Source organism: Streptomyces sp. NBC_01498, from assembly GCF_036327775.1.
Lineage (GTDB): Bacteria > Actinomycetota > Actinomycetes > Streptomycetales > Streptomycetaceae > Streptomyces.
Genome location: NZ_CP109598.1, coordinates 6315358 through 6331651 on the forward strand (window position 1 = coordinate 6315358; position 16294 = coordinate 6331651).

The 16294-nt window shown below is 72.9% G+C and carries 15 protein-coding genes; 8 read left to right on the forward strand and 7 right to left on the reverse strand.

Annotated features, from left to right (window positions below):
* The first annotated feature begins 333 nt into the window (after positions 1-333).
* Positions 334-1506, forward strand: coding sequence for an acyl-CoA dehydrogenase family protein (locus tag OG875_RS27020; RefSeq protein WP_330176830.1), 1173 nt, complete (start codon positions 334-336; stop codon positions 1504-1506).
* Positions 1507-1661: 155 nt separating this feature from the next.
* Here OG875_RS27020 and OG875_RS27025 read toward each other — a convergent pair whose 3' ends face one another.
* A complete protein-coding gene (locus tag OG875_RS27025; protein WP_330176831.1) occupies positions 1662-2060 on the reverse strand; it encodes a hypothetical protein in 399 nt (132 codons plus the stop codon).
* Between the two features lie 203 nt (positions 2061-2263).
* On the opposite strand from OG875_RS27025, the gene OG875_RS27030 reads away from it, so the two are divergent.
* The 4 genes from OG875_RS27030 (at position 2264) to fxsA (ending at position 6533) form a co-directional block, all read left to right on the forward strand.
* A complete protein-coding gene (locus OG875_RS27030; protein WP_330176832.1) occupies positions 2264-2704 on the forward strand; it encodes an Lrp/AsnC family transcriptional regulator in 441 nt (146 codons plus the stop codon).
* A gap of 157 nt (positions 2705-2861) precedes the next feature.
* Positions 2862-4502 carry an amidohydrolase gene (locus OG875_RS27035; RefSeq protein WP_330176833.1) on the forward strand — a complete coding sequence of 547 codons (1641 nt, stop codon included), beginning with the start codon at positions 2862-2864 and terminating at the stop codon, positions 4500-4502.
* Positions 4503-5054: 552 nt separating this feature from the next.
* Positions 5055-5822: a polyprenol monophosphomannose synthase gene (locus OG875_RS27040; protein WP_330176834.1), complete on the forward strand. Its 768-nt coding sequence runs from the start codon at positions 5055-5057 to the stop codon at positions 5820-5822.
* Between the two features lie 102 nt (positions 5823-5924).
* Positions 5925-6533 (forward strand): FxsA family membrane protein, encoded by a 609-nt coding sequence (fxsA, locus tag OG875_RS27045; protein WP_330176835.1) that lies wholly within the window; start codon positions 5925-5927, stop codon positions 6531-6533.
* A gap of 158 nt (positions 6534-6691) precedes the next feature.
* Here fxsA and OG875_RS27050 read toward each other — a convergent pair whose 3' ends face one another.
* The 4 genes from OG875_RS27050 to yczE all read right to left on the reverse strand — a co-directional run bounded on the left by OG875_RS27050 (position 6692) and on the right by yczE (position 10172).
* A complete protein-coding gene (locus tag OG875_RS27050) occupies positions 6692-7066 on the reverse strand; it encodes an RNA polymerase-binding protein RbpA (RefSeq protein ID WP_003959706.1) in 375 nt (124 codons plus the stop codon).
* A gap of 255 nt (positions 7067-7321) precedes the next feature.
* A complete protein-coding gene (locus tag OG875_RS27055; protein WP_443079206.1) occupies positions 7322-8746 on the reverse strand; it encodes an MFS transporter in 1425 nt (474 codons plus the stop codon).
* Positions 8743-9507, reverse strand: a complete 765-nt coding sequence (locus tag OG875_RS27060; RefSeq protein ID WP_330176837.1) for a glycerophosphodiester phosphodiesterase family protein — start codon at positions 9505-9507, stop codon at positions 8743-8745. The genes OG875_RS27055 and OG875_RS27060 overlap by 4 nt, the downstream gene beginning before the upstream one ends.
* Positions 9504-10172: a membrane protein YczE gene (gene yczE / locus OG875_RS27065; RefSeq protein WP_330176838.1), complete on the reverse strand. Its 669-nt coding sequence runs from the start codon at positions 10170-10172 to the stop codon at positions 9504-9506. The genes OG875_RS27060 and yczE overlap by 4 nt, the downstream gene beginning before the upstream one ends.
* 103 nt (positions 10173-10275) lie before the next feature.
* Here yczE and OG875_RS27070 point away from each other — a divergent pair, with 103 nt between their 5' ends.
* Entirely contained in the window at positions 10276-11892 is a 1617-nt protein-coding gene (locus OG875_RS27070; RefSeq protein WP_330176839.1) for an SCO1417 family MocR-like transcription factor, read from the forward strand.
* Positions 11893-11953: 61 nt separating this feature from the next.
* On the opposite strand, the gene OG875_RS27075 is transcribed toward OG875_RS27070, so the two are convergent.
* Together OG875_RS27075 and OG875_RS27080 are read right to left on the reverse strand one after the other, a co-directional pair.
* A complete protein-coding gene (locus OG875_RS27075; RefSeq protein WP_330176840.1) occupies positions 11954-13603 on the reverse strand; it encodes a hypothetical protein in 1650 nt (549 codons plus the stop codon).
* Positions 13604-13667: 64 nt separating this feature from the next.
* Positions 13668-13862: a hypothetical protein gene (locus tag OG875_RS27080; protein ID WP_055611072.1), complete on the reverse strand. Its 195-nt coding sequence runs from the start codon at positions 13860-13862 to the stop codon at positions 13668-13670.
* 253 nt (positions 13863-14115) lie between these two features.
* On the opposite strand from OG875_RS27080, the gene OG875_RS27085 reads away from it, so the two are divergent.
* Both OG875_RS27085 and OG875_RS27090 read left to right on the forward strand, forming a co-directional pair.
* Positions 14116-14553, forward strand: coding sequence for an ankyrin repeat domain-containing protein (locus OG875_RS27085; RefSeq protein ID WP_330176841.1), 438 nt, complete (start codon positions 14116-14118; stop codon positions 14551-14553).
* A gap of 206 nt (positions 14554-14759) precedes the next feature.
* Positions 14760-16178, forward strand: coding sequence for a HEAT repeat domain-containing protein (locus OG875_RS27090; protein WP_330176842.1), 1419 nt, complete (start codon positions 14760-14762; stop codon positions 16176-16178).
* The last annotated feature ends 116 nt before the right edge of the window (positions 16179-16294 follow it).

The window sequence follows — 16294 nt, forward strand, 5'->3', positions numbered from 1 at the left end:
GAAGTGTTCCTCGGGACGTTAGAAGGACTAGACCAGTCGGTCAATGGGTGGGAACAGACTTCGCACGAAGCCCGTGGCGGTATGCCGGGGCGTGCCGGCCGCGCGGGAGGCCGGAGCCCGGCCGAACAGGACCTGACCTCCCGTGACTACACCCCGCCGATCGGGCATACTCAACGCGCCACAGCCGCTGGTCAGCCCCTCCCGTGATCCGGGGCGGCAGCATCGGCTGGGCAGTATTCCGGCCCGGGGACACCCCCGGGCCCCGACCGGCGGCGCCGCCACACCCAGCGTGCGCGACCGCCGTAGCGTCCCGACAGGGAGGAGAGCGCCGCCATGCCCGACCGCGCCCCGCGACAGGTGGAACGTCAGCTGCCCACCGAGGAGTCGAAGGACCTGCTCACGCTCGTACGCGACATCGTCGAGCGGGAGATCGCCCCCGGGGCGTCCGAGGGGGAGGAGGCCGGCCGCTTCCCCCGCGAGACCTTCGCCCTCCTCTCCGCGTCCGGCCTGCTCGGCCTGCCGTACGACTCCGCGCACGGCGGCGGCGACCAGCCGTACGAGGTCTACCTCCAGGTCCTCGAAGAGCTCGCCGCGGCCCGCCTCACCGTCGGCCTCGGCGTCAGCGTCCACTCACTGGCCTGCCACGCGCTCGCCTCCTACGGCACCGCCGACCAGCAGGCCGAACACCTCCCCGCCATGCTGGGCGGCGGCCTGCTGGGCGCCTACTGCCTCTCCGAGCCCGCCTCCGGGTCCGACGCCGCCTCGCTGAGCACCAAGGCCGTCAGGGACGGCGACGACTGGGTGATCACCGGCACCAAGGCGTGGATCACCCACGGCGGCATCGCCGACTTCTGCACCGTGCTCGCGCGCACCGGCGGCGAGGGTGCCCGCGGCATCTCGGCCTTCCTGGTGCCGGGCGACGCCGAAGGGCTGGTCGCCGCGGCACCCGAGAAGAAGATGGGCATGAAGGGCTCGCCCACCGCCCAGCTCCACTTCGACGGCGTCCGGGTCGGCGACGACCGGCGGATCGGCGACGAGGGGCAGGGGTTCGCGATCGCCCTCTCCGCACTCGACTCCGGCCGGCTCGGCATCGCGGCCTGCGCCGTGGGAGTCGCGCAGGCGGCGCTCGACGAGGCCGTGGAATACGCGGCGGGGCGCAGGCAGTTCGGCCGCCCCATCGCCGACTTCCAGGGGCTGCGCTTCCTGCTCGCCGACATGGCCACCCAGATCGACGCGGGCCGTGCGCTGTACCTGGCGGCGGCCCGGCTGCGGGACGCGGGGCTGCCGTTCTCCCGCCAGGCCGCGATGGCGAAGCTGTTCTGCACCGACGCGGCGATGCGGGTCACCACGGACGCCGTGCAGGTGCTCGGCGGCTACGGCTACACGGCGGACTTCCCCGCCGAGCGCTACATGCGCGAGGCGAAGGTCCTCCAGATCGTGGAAGGCACCAACCAGATCCAGCGCATGGTCATCGCCCGGCACCTGGTCGGCCCCGAAACCCGCTGAGCCGGACCGACCTGACCCTGTGTCCCGTCCGTCGGAGATCGCCAACCGGCGGACGGGAACGGCGAATCGACGAGCCGTCGGCTCGTTCGGAACAGTCAGGGCGGTACGTGACGTGCCGTGGGGCCCGTGAGGCGACGAGGCGGCGGGGCCGCGCGTCAGGCGGCGTGCCGGCGCGGCTGCGGCAGCTTGAACGGACGTGAACTCGGGCCGCCCGCATGGGAGAACGGCTGCGTACGCCAGTCCAGCCCCTGAGGGAGCGTCAGCAGCAGCGCGGTGTCCTGCTCCTGCGCGTCGAGCGACTCGTCGGCGGGCCGGGCGTCGTCGGCCGAACGGCCCGTACCCGCGCACACGGTGAGGACGAACGGATTCCACGGGCTGGGGCACAGCGCGTGCTCCGGCAGATTGTCCTCGTCCGCCAGAAGGGCGATCGGCTGGGAGCAGTCCGGGCACACGACCCGGTACATCTCGAAGGTGTCGTAGAAGTCGAGATCGTCGGCCTCGACGGGATCAAAGGGCTCCGGTTCGATACGTCCGGTGCTCTTCAGGCTCTGCATGGAGACACTCCCCCTCAGGTGGGCCGACTGCCACGTGCGGCCTCGACCACAGCAAGCAATTCCCGTCGCGCGAGGCAGGTAACCGTGAGGCCTCGACCGACCACGCGACATACCTGTGGTGTTCGTCACATGCCCGGCACGGGTGACGATCCAGTACGTCGTCTGCTGTGCCGGAAGCGACCTCGGGCAATAGGTTGATCCGCATGGAGGAGCTGGATCGTCAGATCGTGGAATTGCTCGTCAAGGACGGGCGGATGAGCTACACCGACCTGGGCAGGGCCACCGGTCTGTCCACCTCGGCGGTTCATCAGCGCGTCCGCAGACTGGAGCAGCGCGGAGTCGTACGCGGCTACGCCGCCGTCGTGGACCCCGAAGCCGTCGGACTGCCCCTGACCGCGTTCATCTCGGTCAAGCCGTTCGACCCCAGCGCGCCCGACGACATCGCGGAACGGCTGGCGCCGATCCCCGAGATCGAGGCATGCCACAGCGTGGCCGGCGAGGAGAACTACATCCTCAAGGTACGGGTGGCGACACCCCTGGAACTGGAGAACCTGCTGACCCGCATCCGCACCCTGGCGGGCGTCTCCACCCGCACGACGGTGGTCCTCTCCACCCCGTACGAGGCCCGCGCACCGCACTTCTGAGGTCCCGGCCCACCGGTGCTCCTCTTCGGACTCGGTGCGCCTCCGGGCGCTCGAAGCCCCTGCCGGCGGCGGCGCGCCCTTCGGCTCACCCGCCGGGGCCCGGCGCCGCCCACCCCTGCGTGTCGGAGTCCTCGTGGGAGGCGGGAGACTGGGGGTCATGAACGATCGTGCCGCCGCCCCGAGTCGAACCCGAACCATTCTGCTGCGCGGGGGAGACGTCCACAGCCCCGCCGACCCCTTCGCCACCGCGATGGTCGTCGAACGCGGCCATGTCGCCTGGGTCGGCTCCGAAGGTGCCGCCGACTCCTTCGCCTCCGGGGTGGACGAGGTCGTCGACCTCGAAGGCGCCCTCGTCACGCCCGCGTTCACCGACGCGCACGTCCACACCACCGCGACCGGTCTCGCCCTCACCGGACTCGACCTGTCCGGCGCCGCCACGCTCGCCGACGCGCTCGCGCTCGTCCGGGACCACCGCGCCGCCCACCCCGCCGACCGGGTACTCCTCGGGCACGGCTGGGACGCCGCCCGCTGGCCCGAGCGCCGCGCCCCCGGCCGCCGGGAACTGGACGAAGCGGCCGACGGACGACCGCTGTACCTGACCCGCGTCGACGTCCACTCCGCCGTCGTCACCACCGCCCTCCTCGACCTGGTGCCCGGCGTCACCGAACTGGCCGGATTTCATCGTGACGCCCCGCTGACCGGTGACGCCCACCACGCCGTACGCGCCGCCGCGTACGCCGCCCTGACTCCCGCGCAGCGCACCGAGGCGCAGCGCGCCGCCCGCGCCCGCGCCGCCTCCCTCGGCATCGGCACCCTCCACGAGTGCGGCGGGCCCCACATCTCCGCCGAGGACGACTTCACCGGGCTGCTCCGGCTGGCCGAGGACGAACCCGGCCCGCGCGTGCACGGCTACTGGGCCGAGCGCGTCGCCGACGACAAGGACGCGGCACGCGTCCGCGCGCTGGGCGCCGCCGGAGCGGCGGGCGACCTCTTCGTGGACGGCTCGCTCGGTTCGCACACCGCCTGGCTGCGCGAGCCGTACGCGGACGCGCCCCACACCGGCACCGCGCACCTCGACGCCGCCGACATCGCCGCCCATGTCACCGCCTGCACCGAAGCCGGGCTCCAGGCCGGATTCCACGCCATCGGCGACGCCGCGGTCGACGCGGTCGTCGCCGGGATCCGCGCCGCCGCCGAGCGGGTCGGACTCGCCCGGATCCGCGCCGCCCGCCACCGGGTGGAGCACGCCGAGGCACTCACCCCCGAGACCGTCGCCGGCTTCGCCGAACTCGGCCTCACCGCCTCCGTCCAGCCCGCGTTCGACGCGGCCTGGGGCGGTACGGACGGCATGTACGCCGACCGGCTCGGCGCGCCCCGCGCCGCCACCCTCAACCCGTACGCCGCCCTGCTCCGCGCCGGTGTCCCCCTCGCCTTCGGCTCCGACAGCCCCGTCACCCCGCTCGACCCCTGGGGCACCGTCCGGGCCGCCGCGTTCCACCGCACACCCGCCCACCGGATCTCCGTACGCGCCGCGTTCACCGCCCACACCCGCGGCGGCGGACGCGCCGCGGGCCGCGACGACACGGGGGTGCTCGTGCCGGGCGCGCCCGCCGACTACGCGGTCTGGCGCACCGAGGAGCTGATCGTCCAGGCCCCCGACGACCGGGTCGCCCGCTGGTCCACCGACCCGCGTTCGGGCACGCCCGGCCTGCCCGATCTGACCCCCGGCACCCCCCTGCCCGTCTGCCTGCGGACCGTCGTGGGCGGGCGAACGGTGTTCGTGCGACCGAACGAGTGATGTACCCGCGTTTCCGTACCGCCGACCGATGCTTCCCAGCCACGGTCGCGACCAGCGGATCTCCGTCGCCGACCTGCTGAAACACGTCGACGGCGCAGGTCACGGATGTATTGACAGCACGCACTCACCGGCCGGTAGGTTCGGCCGGGTCCACCACAGACGTCCGACCGGCAACTCCCACGCAGTCGTCGAACGCCGCTGGGTCAGGGGGTGGCGCGCCGCACCGGCGCGCCACCACTGGGAGCCAGGTCCAGCGCCCGCGCCTCGGGGACGAGGGAGGGTCTCCGCCGGTCGGCGGGTGCGACCCGGGTAGGGCCCCGGCGTTCAGTAGACAACGGCTCTCGGTCGACCCGCAGCCGGCGGGTCCGAGGTCGGCCCGAAGGACGCCGGGACCCGACCCGTACGCCCCCGGCCTCCCGCCCGGAGGCTCCGCGCCGCCGTATTCCGGCCGCCCCTTCCCCATTCGGTACGACACCCCGCCACCGTGTGGACGGGGACCCCTCGCCCGCTCGCTAAGGTGGTACTTCTGCGTACGGCGATTAAGGGGCAGTTGTGAACGACGGTGGTCAGAGGCGGTTCGGCCCGCTCGGCGCAGCGTTGGTGATCATCCCGACCTTCAACGAGGCGGAGAACATCGAACGGACCGTCAGGCGCGTGCGCGCGGCGGTCCCGGAGGCCGACATCCTGGTCACCGACGACAACAGCCCCGACGGCACCGGGAAGATCGCCGACGAACTCGCCGCCGCCGACGACCGGGTCCACGTCCTGCACCGCAAGGGCAAGGAAGGACTGGGCGCCGCGTATCTGGCGGGCTTCCGCTGGGGCATGGAGCACGACTACGGTGTCCTGGTCGAGATGGACGCCGACGGCTCCCACCAGCCCGAGGAACTGCCCCGCCTGCTGACCGCGCTCAAGGGCGCCGACCTCGTGCTCGGTTCGCGCTGGGTGCCCGGCGGCCGGGTGGTCAACTGGCCGAGGACCCGCGAGATGATCTCCCGGGGCGGCAGCACGTACTCACGGGCACTGCTCGGACTGCCGCTGCGCGACATCACCGGCGGCTTCCGCGCCTTCCGTACGGAGACGCTGAACCGGCTCGGTCTGGACGAGGTCGCCTCGCAGGGCTACTGCTTCCAGGTCGACCTCGCGCGCCGGGCCGTCGAGGCCGGCTGCCATGTCGTGGAGGTGCCGATCACCTTCGTCGACCGCGAACTGGGCGACTCCAAGATGAGCCGCGACATCCTCGTGGAGGCGCTCTGGCGGGTCACCGCCTGGGGCGTCGGTACGCGTGCCAACCGGATGCTCGGCCGCAAGCCCCTCTGACCCCCGGTCCTGCGACCACCGGAACTCTCCCCGAACCTCCGACGCCCGGATTTCGGCCCGCCCCGAACGACAACGCGCGGCGCGGCCAGGCACACTGGAATCATGACGACCGGCGCACCGCCTCCCGCGGCTCCGCGGCGCTCACGCGCACGCACATTTGTTCCTCTGGGCATCGCCCTCTGGCTGGTGCTCGAAATCTGGCTGCTGACCGTCGTGGCCGACGCCACGAACGCGCTGACCGTGCTCGCGCTGCTGATCGGCGCGGGCGTGCTCGGCTCCGTGGTCGTCAAGCGGGCCGGGCGGCGGGCCTTCCGGAATCTCACCGAGACCCTTCAGCAGGCGCAGCGGCAGCAGCAGAGCCCGGACGCCCCCACGGACACCGACGAGAACGCGAAGAGTTCCGGCAACGGGTTCCTGATGCTGGGCGGTCTGCTGATCATGCTGCCCGGACTGATCTCCGACGCCTTCGGTCTGGTGCTGCTGATCCCCCCGGTGCGTTCGCTGCTCAGCCGGCGGGTGGAGCGGTCGCTGGAGCGCCGTATGCGCGCCGCCGGCCCCGGGGGTCTCGGCGACGCCTTCCAGCAGGCCCAGCAGGCTCGGATGGGCCGCCCGGACGGCAAGGTCGTACAGGGTGAGGTCATCCGGCACGACGAGCCCGCCCCGCCGCGCGATTCCGGCGAGGACGGCCCCCGGCCGCCCCTGACGCCCTGACAGCTCGTTCCGCCGTGGGCTCTTGTTCCGCCCCGCGCTCCTGAGACAGCGCTCCTGAGACAGCCGAAAGCCGTGGGCCGCGACACATTGTGTGTCGCGGCCCACGGCTTCTCGCATGTGCTGTCGTGGCGATTCCCGCCGGGCCGGGGCCCGAGGGGTCAGGCCGACTTGCGGCTGTCCCGCGGATGCACCGCGATGTTCATGGCGCCGGAGCGCAGGACGGCCAGCCTCTCGGCCAGCACCTCCTCCAGCTCCTCGCGTGTGCGCCGCTCCATGAGCATGTCCCAGTGCGTACGCGCAGGCTTGCCCTTCTTCTCCTCGGGACCATCCCCGTCAACCAGGAGTGCCTGGGCGCCACACGCCTTGCACTCCCACTCCGGCGGAATTTCCGCCTCTACCGAGAACGGCATCTCAAATCGATGGCCGTTCTGGCATGCGTACTCCACCGCCTGGCGCGGGGCCAGATCGATACCGCGGTCCGTCTCGTAGCTGGTAACCACAAGTCGCGTGCCGCGGAGAGCTCGCTCACTCATGAATCGTGCCTCCCGGGCTTGTCGCCCACAGGACAGGTGTCGCTGTCGTCGTCTTCCGGTCAACGTCCGGTCGGCGGTAAAGATTCCCGTTCCGGGTCACACGTCGCCGTCGTACCGCCCCTTGGTTCTACCCACCAGTGCCCGGTTTGTCACATCTGGCGCTGGATGTCAGCTCACGTTTTCGCTTCCGTGACACGCGGTGACGGTCCGGCTGGCAGGCCAACGGCGTACACTACCGCGCTTTGACCTGGACGTCTAAATCCGCTCCGGCACGGGGTTGCCCGCCTCGGCCACGGCCCGGCGGACCGGCACCCGCGCGAGCAGGACGAAGCCGATCAGGAAGAAGACCACCAGCGAGACGATCGCGTCCCGGTAGCTGCCGGTGAGCTGGTAGGCGAGGCCGAACACCAGCGGCCCCAGCCAGCTCAGGCCGCGGTCGCTCATCTCGTACGCGGCGAAGTACTCGGCCTCCTTGCCGCGCGGGATCAGATGCGAGAACAGCGAGCGCGACAGCGCCTGGCTCCCGCCCAGCACCATGCCGATCGCGGCGGCCAGACCGAAGAACCAGACCGGGGCCCCGGCGGGCAGGAAGTACCCGGCGATCAGGATGACCGTCCAGACGACGAGCGACGCGAGGATCGTCCGTTTGGCTCCGTGGGTCCGCGCCAGCCTGCCCATGCCGAGGGCGCCCACCACCGCCAGGATCTGTACCAGCAGCACCGCCGAGATCAGCGTCGTCTGGTCCAGGCCCAGCTCCTCGGAGCCGTAGACGGACGCCTGGGAGATCACCGTCTGCACGCCGTCGTTGTAGATCAGATAGGCGAGCAGGAAGGAGAGCGTGAGGGGATGGCGGCGCATGTCGCGCAGGGTGGCGATCAGCTGGCGCCAGCCGGTGCCCACCGCTCCTCCCGCCTGGTGTCCGGCTTCCGTTGGGTGTCCGGCGTCCCGCTCCACCTGCCGGTCGCGCAGCCGGCGCAGCGGTATCAGGGTGAAGGCGCCCCACCAGATGCCCGCCGAGGCCAGACAGATCCGTACGGCCGTCGACTCCGAGACACCGAACGACTCGTGACCGGTGTAGAGGATCAGGTTCAGTACGAGGACGAAGGCGCCCGAGGTGTAGCCGAAGGCCCAGCCCCGTGAGGAGACCGCGTCGCGCTCCTCGGGCGTGGCGATCTGCGGCAGATACGCGTTGTAGAGGGCCATGGACACCGACAGCGACGCGTTCGCCACGATCAGCAGGACCACGCCCAGCGCGTAGCGGTCGCCGTCCAGGAAGAACATGCCCGCCGTCGCGCCCGCCCCCGTGTACGCGGCGACCGCCAGCAGCGGCTTCTTGCGCCCCGTACGGTCGGCCACCGCCCCGGCCAGCGGCATCAGGAGCACCGCGAGAACGATCGACGCGGACACGGCGTACGCGAAGACCGAACCGGCCCGCACCGGGACGCCCAGCGGATGGACGAAACCGTCGGCGTCCGCAGCGGCCTTCGCCACCGAGGTCAGATACGGCCCGAGGAAGACCGTGACGACGCTGGTCGAGTAGACGGAGACGGCGAAGTCGTAGAAGTACCAGCCGCGTTGTTCACGTATTCGGCCGGTCTCGTCGCCGGTCAGGCCCGCGGTGTCGGCGGTCACCCCGCGCCCCCCTCCGTCGTCCCCCGAGGGGGTGTCCGCAACTGTCATCGCCAGAGCCCGCGTTCGGTGAACACCGCGCGCAGCGTCTCCAGTTGATCGGTCATGATGCCATCCACACCGAGGTCCAGGAGCGCGCGCATCCGGTCCGCCCCGTTGACGGTCCAGACATGCACCTGGAGACCGCGCGCGTGCGCCGTCCGTACGAAGCGCCGGTCGACCACCCGCACCCCGCTCTGCTCCCGCGGCACCTGCGCACAGACGGCGCCCTCACGCACCGGCGCGGGCACCCCGTACGAGCGCAGCCGCAGGCCGAGAACACCGCGCACTCCGTAGGAGGTGGCCAGCCGGGGACCCGCCCGCCGGTGCGCGCGGGCGACGCGCGCCTCCGAGAACGAGCCCACACACACCCGGTCCCAGCTGTCCGTCCGCCGGATCAGTTCGATCAGCGGGTCCAGGGCCGGCTCCGCCTTCATGTCGACGTTCCAGCGGGCGTCCGGGAACTCCTCCAGAAGATCCTCGAAGAGCGGGAGCGGCTCGGTCCCGCCGACCCGGGCCCGGCCCACCTCGCTCCACGGCAGCTCCGCGATCCGGCCGCGCAGGTCGGTGACCCGGTCGAGCGTCGCGTCGTGGAACGCGACGAGCCGGCCGTCGGCCGTGGTGTGCACGTCGGTCTCGAAGTAGCGGTAACCGAGCGCGGCGGCGCGCCGGAAGGCCGCCGCCGTGTTCTCGATCCCGTCGGCCGCGCCGCCCCGGTGGGCGAACGGGATGGGCGACGGATGGTCCAGATAGGGATGGCGTACGGGAGTCACGGCCGAAGTATGGCCTGCTCCGGGGAACCCCCGGCGACGACCGTGTCGCCGTCCGGCGTCGGCGGGACGTCGAAGACCCGCAGGAACAGCTGCGCGAGGGGCCCGATGGCCAGCGCGTAGGCGACCGTGCCGATGCCGACGGAGCCGCCGAGCGCGAATCCGGTGGCGACGACGGCCACCTCGATCCCGGTACGGACCAGCCGCACGGAGCGGCCGGTGAGCCGGTGCAGCCCGGTCATCAGCCCGTCGCGGGGACCGGGCCCGAAACGGGCCGCGATGTAGAGGCCGGTGGCCACGCCGTTGAGCACGATGCCGGCCACCAGCAGGGCGATCCGTACGGCGAGATGGCGGCCGTCCGGGACGAGGGCCAGGGCGGCGTCCATCGCGACCCCCACCACGAAGACGTTGGAGACCGTGCCGACCCCGGGCCGCTGCCGGATCGGTATCCACAGCAGCAGCACCACCGCGCCGACGATGATCGAGACGACGCCCATGGTCAGCCCGGTCAGCTCGGACAGACCCTGGTGCAGCACGCCCCAGGGCTCCAGCCCGAGCCCGCCCCGCACCAGCAGGGCCGCGCTCACGCCGTACAGGGTCAGACCCGCGTAGAGCTGGACGAGGCGGCGGGGGAGCCGCCTCCCACGGAGGACGGGTGCGAGGGACAAGGGACGGTCCTCCGGAGTGGAACGAGTGGACTGATGCGTGTCACTCTGTGGCGGGGCGACAACGGCCGACCATGGCCAATTCGGTGAAGGTGGACTGATTTCTATGACGCAGTGGACCTCGGCGGTCGGAGCGGCCCAGCTCGCGCGCCAGCTCAACGCCCAGCAGTCCCGGCCCGCCGGGCCCGGCACCCGTAAACCGCCCGCCTACCGGGCCCTCGCCGACGGTGTCCGGCTGCTCGTCCTCGAAGGCCGTGTGCCCGTCGCCGCCCGCCTCCCCGCCGAGCGCGAACTGGCCCTCGCGCTCTCCGTCAGCCGGACCACGGTCGCCGCCGCCTACGAGGCGCTGCGCGCCGAGGGATTCCTGGAGTCCCGCAGGGGCGCCGGCAGCTGGACCGCCGTCCCCGCCGGGAACCCGCTGCCCGCCCGCGGCCTCGAACCGCTGCCGCCGGACTCCCTCGGCTCGATGATCGACCTCGGCTGCGCCGCGCTCCCGGCGCCCGAACCCTGGCTCACCCGCGCCGTCCAGGGCGCGCTGGAGGAGCTGCCGCCGTACGCGCACACCCACGGCGACTACCCGGCGGGGCTGCCCGCCCTGCGCCAGACCCTCGCTGACCGGTACACCGCGCGCGGAGTGCCGACCATGCCCGAGCAGATCATGGTCACCACCGGCGCGATGGGCGCGATCGACGCGATCTGCCATCTCTTCGCCGGGCGCGGCGAGCGCGTCGCCGTCGAGTCGCCCAGCTACGCGAACATCCTCCAGCTGATGCGCGAGGCGGGCGCCCGCCTCGTACCCGTCGCCATGGCCGAGGGACTGGGCGGCTGGGACCTGCCGCGCTGGCGCCAGGTACTGCGGGACGCGGCCCCCCGGCTCGCGTACGTCGTCGCCGACTTCCACAACCCGACCGGCGCGCTGGCCGCGGAGGACCAGCGGCGGCAGCTGGTCGAGGCGGCGCGCTCGGCGGGGACGGTGCTCGTCGTCGACGAGACGATGTCCGAGCTCTGCCTCGACGAGGAGGGACCACACGGCAACGAGGGCCCGGTCGGTGAAGGCGGCCCGCTCGGTGAGGGCGGCCCGCTCGGTGAGGGCGGCCCGCTCGGTGAGGGCGGCCCGGTCGGTGAAGGTGGCCCGGGAGCCGAACTGCCGCCGCCGGTCTGCGCGTTCGACCCGGCGGGCAGCACGGTCCTCACGGTCGGGTCCGCCAGCAAGGCGTTCTGGGCGGGCATGCGGATCGGCTGGGTGCGGGCCGCGCCCGAGGTCATCCGCTCCCTGGTCGCCGCCCGCGCCTACGCCGATCTCGGCACTCCGGTGCTGGAACAGCTCGCGATCAACTGGCTGATGGGGACCGGCGGCTGGGAGCGGGCCGTGGAGGTGCGGCGCGCCCAGGCCCGCGAGAACCGCGACGCGCTGGTGTCCGCCGTGCGCAGGGAGCTGCCGGGCTGGGAGTTCGACGTGCCGCGCGGCGGACTGACGCTGTGGGTGCGCACGGGCGGTGTGTCGGGCTCACGGATCGCCGAGGTGGGCGAGCGGGTCGGTGTACGGGTGCCGGGCGGTCCGCGCTTCGGGGTGGACGGGGCGTTCGAGGGGTACGTGCGGCTGCCGTTCACGGTCGCCGGGCCCGTCGCCGACGAGGCGGCGGTCCGGCTTGCGGCGGCGGCCCGCCTCGTACAGAGCGGCGCGCGCGGCGGCACCGACGCACCGCGCACGTTCGTCGCCTGAGGACCCGCGGGAGTGGGCCCGGACGGCGCTCCTGCCCGGGGCCGACGTCGTACCGGGGAGGTCAGCCCTCGGCGGGTACGGCGCCGGTCACCGGGGCCGCTTGCTGCCGGGCCTCCCGGGGCCGGGCCTGGGCCGGGGGCGAGGGCTCCGGGGCGTGCGCCGGTGTGGGGTCCTGCTCGGCGGCGGCCGGTGAGTCGTCCAGCGGCGGGTGCCGGTCGGGCAGCAGCTCCAGGACCGCCTGCCGGTGCGCGTCGCTCGTGTCCTCGTCGTACGGATCGGGCGTCGCCGGGACCTGGAGCCTGAGCACCGGTCCGGTGCCCAGGCGCGCGTACCCCCGGCCGACCGGGACGTCCGGCGCGGGGATGGTGTGGGGCGGTGCGCCGAGAACCGCCGCAAGTTCGTCGCGGGTGGCGGCGCCCAGCACGACACGCGCGCGCGTGTGCGCCCGTACGGTCCCGCCGAGCGCGTCCAGGGTGTCGAACTGTTCCGCGACGACCACCGTCACATGGGCGGCCCTGCCGTGGCGCAGCGGGACGTCGAGTAGTTCCTGCGGATCGGGCCGGCCGTCGGCCGCCGCCAGATGCGCGAAGGCGCTCGGGCGGTCGAGCAGCAGCCAGAGCGGGCGCTTGGTGTCCTCGGGGACGTCGTGACCGGACTGCCGGGCACGATTGGCGGCGATCAGCCGCCGTTCCGTCTCGTTGGCCGCCCATTCGAGCCCGGCCAGCGCCCCGGAGAGCCCGCGCTCCACGGCGAGGACACCCGTACGCCCGCTGAGGCCGGCGTACTCGCTCGTGCCGCCGCCCTCCACGATCACCACGTCGCCGTGCGGGAGCGCCTGGAGGGCGATCGAGCGGAGCAGGCTGGTGGTGCCGCTTCCGGGGCGCCCCACGGCGAGCAGATGCGGCTCGGTCGAACGCGCGCCCGTACGCCAGAGCACCGGAGGGACGTCACGGGTCTTGTCGCCCTCCCGGACCGGCACCGTACGCCGGACCGCCCCCGCGTCGGTGAAGCCCAGCACGATCTCGCCGGGAGTGGTGACGAAGCGCTGGGCGGCGATACCGGTGGGAAGCGGCGACAGCACGCTCATGACGAGCTCGTTGCCCTCCTCGTCCCAGGTGAACAGATACTCCCGCCCGCGCCCGGACTTCGCGTGCATCAACTGCTCGATCCGGACCCGGGCGGTGTACTCCCCGTCGGTGAAGTACGGCGGATACGACACCCGCAGCCGGGTGAGACGCCCGTCGGCGTCGAACTCGTAGTCGTCGAACGCCTTCTCCCACTCGCCTCCGTGGGAGAAGAGCGGACTCGGGTCCTCCGGCACGGAGAAGTGCGGCACCAGCGCCTCGTAAAGAGAGCGCAGGCGCGCCAGCTCCGCGTCGTCGGGCCCGGTCCGCGCCGGCGTTCGGTCGCGCCCCTGCCAGCCGGCCACCGCCATCACCGAGATGAGGGTGAGCAGCGGTCCGTACGGGACGAGCGCGACCGCCGCGCAGACCGCCGCGACCAGCAACAGCGCGGGACCACGCCGTTCCCCGGGCGTGGCGGTCCACCTGCGGCGGGCCGTGCCGGCCAGCAGACGCAGACCACGGGCGATCGTGATCAGCGGGTGGAGGACGTCGGTGGCGCTGTCGGCGGCCGAGCGGGCCATCTCTCGGCTGCGAGTGATGTGAGCGCTGCCGCTGCTCGGAATGCGGGGGAGTGGTCGCCGGGCCACGTCTGTCTCCTGAAGGTGCGGAAGGTGCGGAGCCTGCTGAGGGTGCTGACGGGACGGAAGGCGGTCAGAACTTGATCCCGCCCAGAAGGCCGGCGAGGCTCGCGCCCCCGGCCGTGATGCTCGGGGCGATGGCCGTGCCCGCGAGGTAGAAGCCGAAGAGCGCGCAGACGAGCGCGTGGGACGCCTTGAGTCCGTCCTTCCTGAAGAAGAGGAAGACGATGATTCCGAGCAGCACGACGCCTGAGATGGACAGGATCATGAGGGGTTCTCCTGGTTGAGGGGGACGGTCACCATGAGTTCTTCCATGCTCACAGTAAGTATCTATGTGATAAAAGGTGCAAGTGGGTGAAATCCCTGAAACCTCACTTGACCGGCGGACAACGGAACCCCGCGCGCCGCTTGCTACGGCCTCTCCCGCCCCCGAGCGCTGTACGGGGCAGTAATCTGTCGATTCACCCGTACGGCTCCGCCGCCGTACGCCCCAGGTCAGCGGCAGGAGAGGCGGTTCACCGATGAGCGAGGCCCCGGACCACAGCCCGGCGCCGCCGGCCCCCGACGGTGACCCCGTCCCGGACGGCGACGTCGTCGAGCTCGCCACGAAGGTTTTCGACCTCGCCCGTCGCGGCGACGCCGGGACGCTCGCCGCCTACGTCGACGCCGGGGTCCCCGCGAACCTCACCAACGACCGGGGCGACTCCCTCGTCATGCTCGCCGCCTACCACGGGCACGCGCCCGCCGTGACGGCTCTCCTCGACCGGGGCGCCGACGCCGACCGGGCCAACGACCGCGGCCAGACCCCCCTCGCCGGAGCGGTCTTCAAGGGCGAGGACGCCGTCATCCGCGCGCTGCTCGCCGGCGGGGCCGACCCGGCCGCCGGAACACCCTCCGCGGTGGATACGGCGCGGATGTTCGGGAAGGCGGACCTGCTGATGCTGTTCGGAGCACGGTGAAAGGGAGGCGTCGTAAATGTGGTCGCGGTGGCGAAATGGGTGGGTCATCATGACGTCGGGCCCGGACAGGGCCACCGACGAGAGGCAGAGGAAGATGGTCTACACCAAGCGATGGACGACGGTCGAGCGATGTTGTCGCGCTGCCTAGGCAGCCTAGGCACCCAGACCTTCCGGTTGCGTCGACAGCTTGATGTGAGGCTCTCCCCATGTTCGATCCGGTCATAGCGCCGAGCGGCACGCTCCTCGGCCTGTTGCAGAGGGGGCGCGGCGACGGCACCCTGCACGCGCTGGCCGCACCCCGCGCCGAGGCGCTCCACGCCCTCAACCACTGCGTGACGAACGACCCGCGCCACGACTGGCAGGTCGAGAACCGCTCCCTCTACTACGCCCGTCTCTACCTGGACCTCCACGGCGACCTCGAACCGCTCGAACACCATCTCTTCCGTGCCGAGGACCACTTCGACACCGACGAGTCACGCACCGGGCTCGCCCTCGCCGTCCTGGGCCACCTCGCCTCCTACGGACGCGACGACGCCCTGACCCTCCTGCGCCGCTACGCCGCCACGGGCGCCAACTGGACCTGGGCGCTGGACGAACTGGCGCTGCGCGACGACGACCCGGGCCTGCGGTCCCTCGCCCCGTCCGTCCTCGCCCGGTTCCCCACGACCGCCGAGGGCGACGCCGAACTCGCCGGCGCCCTCAAGGGCGCCTTCGAACCCCGGCCCTGGCGGCTCTGGGCCGACGACCCGCGCGAGGCGGTCGCCGCCCGCGTCCGGGCCGCGCGCGAACAGGGCTCCTTCGACCGGTGGCAGCGGCAGATGCGGCCTGCCGGACCACGCCCCGGCTGGAGCGTCCAGGCCGTCTTCGCCTGGGCCCAGGACGGCCTCGAACGCGGCACCACCCTGCACGTCCCCGCCGCCCGGTGTCTGACCGCGGTCGCCGGACCGGACGACCGCGCCGCGATCGTGGAGACCGGCCGCAGCGGCCCCGACGGGGCGCGCGCGGCGGCGCTGCACTATCTCGCCGAGGCCCGCGACCCCGCCGTGCTCGACCTCATCGAGACCGCGGCGACCGACCCGTCACGAAGCCTCGCCGAGGCCGCCGTCGCCGCCTTCGAGCGGATGTGCGGCGAAGCCGCGGTCGACCGGGCGCGCGGCTGGGTCCACCGGCCCGACGCCCTCGGTGCCTCCGCCGCGGGTGTCCTGGCCTCGCGGGGGGGCACACAGGACACGCCGCTGGTACTCGGGGCACTCCGGGAGGCCGTACGGTCCGAAGGACCCGACACGCCGCGCCTGTGGACGCTGGTCGACGGCACCGGACGGCTCGGCATCTGCTGCGCCGCACCCGTGCTGCGGCACGTGTACCGGGAGACCGCGTCCTCGCACCTGCGGGGCCGGGCGGCCAGGGCACTGGCGGCCACCGACCCCTCGTACCCCACGGGGTTCGCCGTCGAATGCCTCTGGGACTGCGAGGAGACCACCCGGGAGATCGCCGCGCGGCACGCCGAGACCGGTGACGTGCGGGTGGCCGACCGGCTGCGGCGGCTCGCCGCCGACCCGGCCGAGGAGGCCGAGGTGCAGACCGCCGTACGGAGCCGGATCGGGCCCGACCTGCCCGCCTCCTGACGGCGTCCCCGGGTCCGCGGGAGGGGCGGCGGAGGCGTCCGCCCCACTCGCCGTCCGAGCCCCTCGCGGCCGGGCCGCCTCCGGCGCGCGCCCGCCCCGGGAGCCCCTCGCGGGGC

Excerpts from the sequence above, each read along its gene's own strand:
- OG875_RS27050 (WP_003959706.1), bottom strand. The coding sequence starts at position 7,066 with ATGAGTGAGCGAGCTCTCCGCGGCACGCGACTTGTGGTTACCAGCTAC.
- OG875_RS27090 (WP_330176842.1), top strand. The coding sequence starts at position 14,760 with ATGTTCGATCCGGTCATAGCGCCGAGCGGCACGCTCCTCGGCCTGTTG.
- OG875_RS27030 (WP_330176832.1), top strand. The coding sequence starts at position 2,264 with ATGGAGGAGCTGGATCGTCAGATCGTGGAATTGCTCGTCAAGGACGGG.
- OG875_RS27035 (WP_330176833.1), top strand. The coding sequence starts at position 2,862 with ATGAACGATCGTGCCGCCGCCCCGAGTCGAACCCGAACCATTCTGCTG.
- OG875_RS27070 (WP_330176839.1), top strand. The coding sequence starts at position 10,276 with ATGACGCAGTGGACCTCGGCGGTCGGAGCGGCCCAGCTCGCGCGCCAG.
- OG875_RS27025 (WP_330176831.1), bottom strand. The coding sequence starts at position 2,060 with ATGCAGAGCCTGAAGAGCACCGGACGTATCGAACCGGAGCCCTTTGAT.
- OG875_RS27020 (WP_330176830.1), top strand. The coding sequence starts at position 334 with ATGCCCGACCGCGCCCCGCGACAGGTGGAACGTCAGCTGCCCACCGAG.
- fxsA (WP_330176835.1), top strand. The coding sequence starts at position 5,925 with ATGACGACCGGCGCACCGCCTCCCGCGGCTCCGCGGCGCTCACGCGCA.
- OG875_RS27085 (WP_330176841.1), top strand. The coding sequence starts at position 14,116 with ATGAGCGAGGCCCCGGACCACAGCCCGGCGCCGCCGGCCCCCGACGGT.
- OG875_RS27080 (WP_055611072.1), bottom strand. The coding sequence starts at position 13,862 with ATGATCCTGTCCATCTCAGGCGTCGTGCTGCTCGGAATCATCGTCTTC.
- OG875_RS27055 (WP_443079206.1), bottom strand. The coding sequence starts at position 8,746 with ATGACAGTTGCGGACACCCCCTCGGGGGACGACGGAGGGGGGCGCGGG.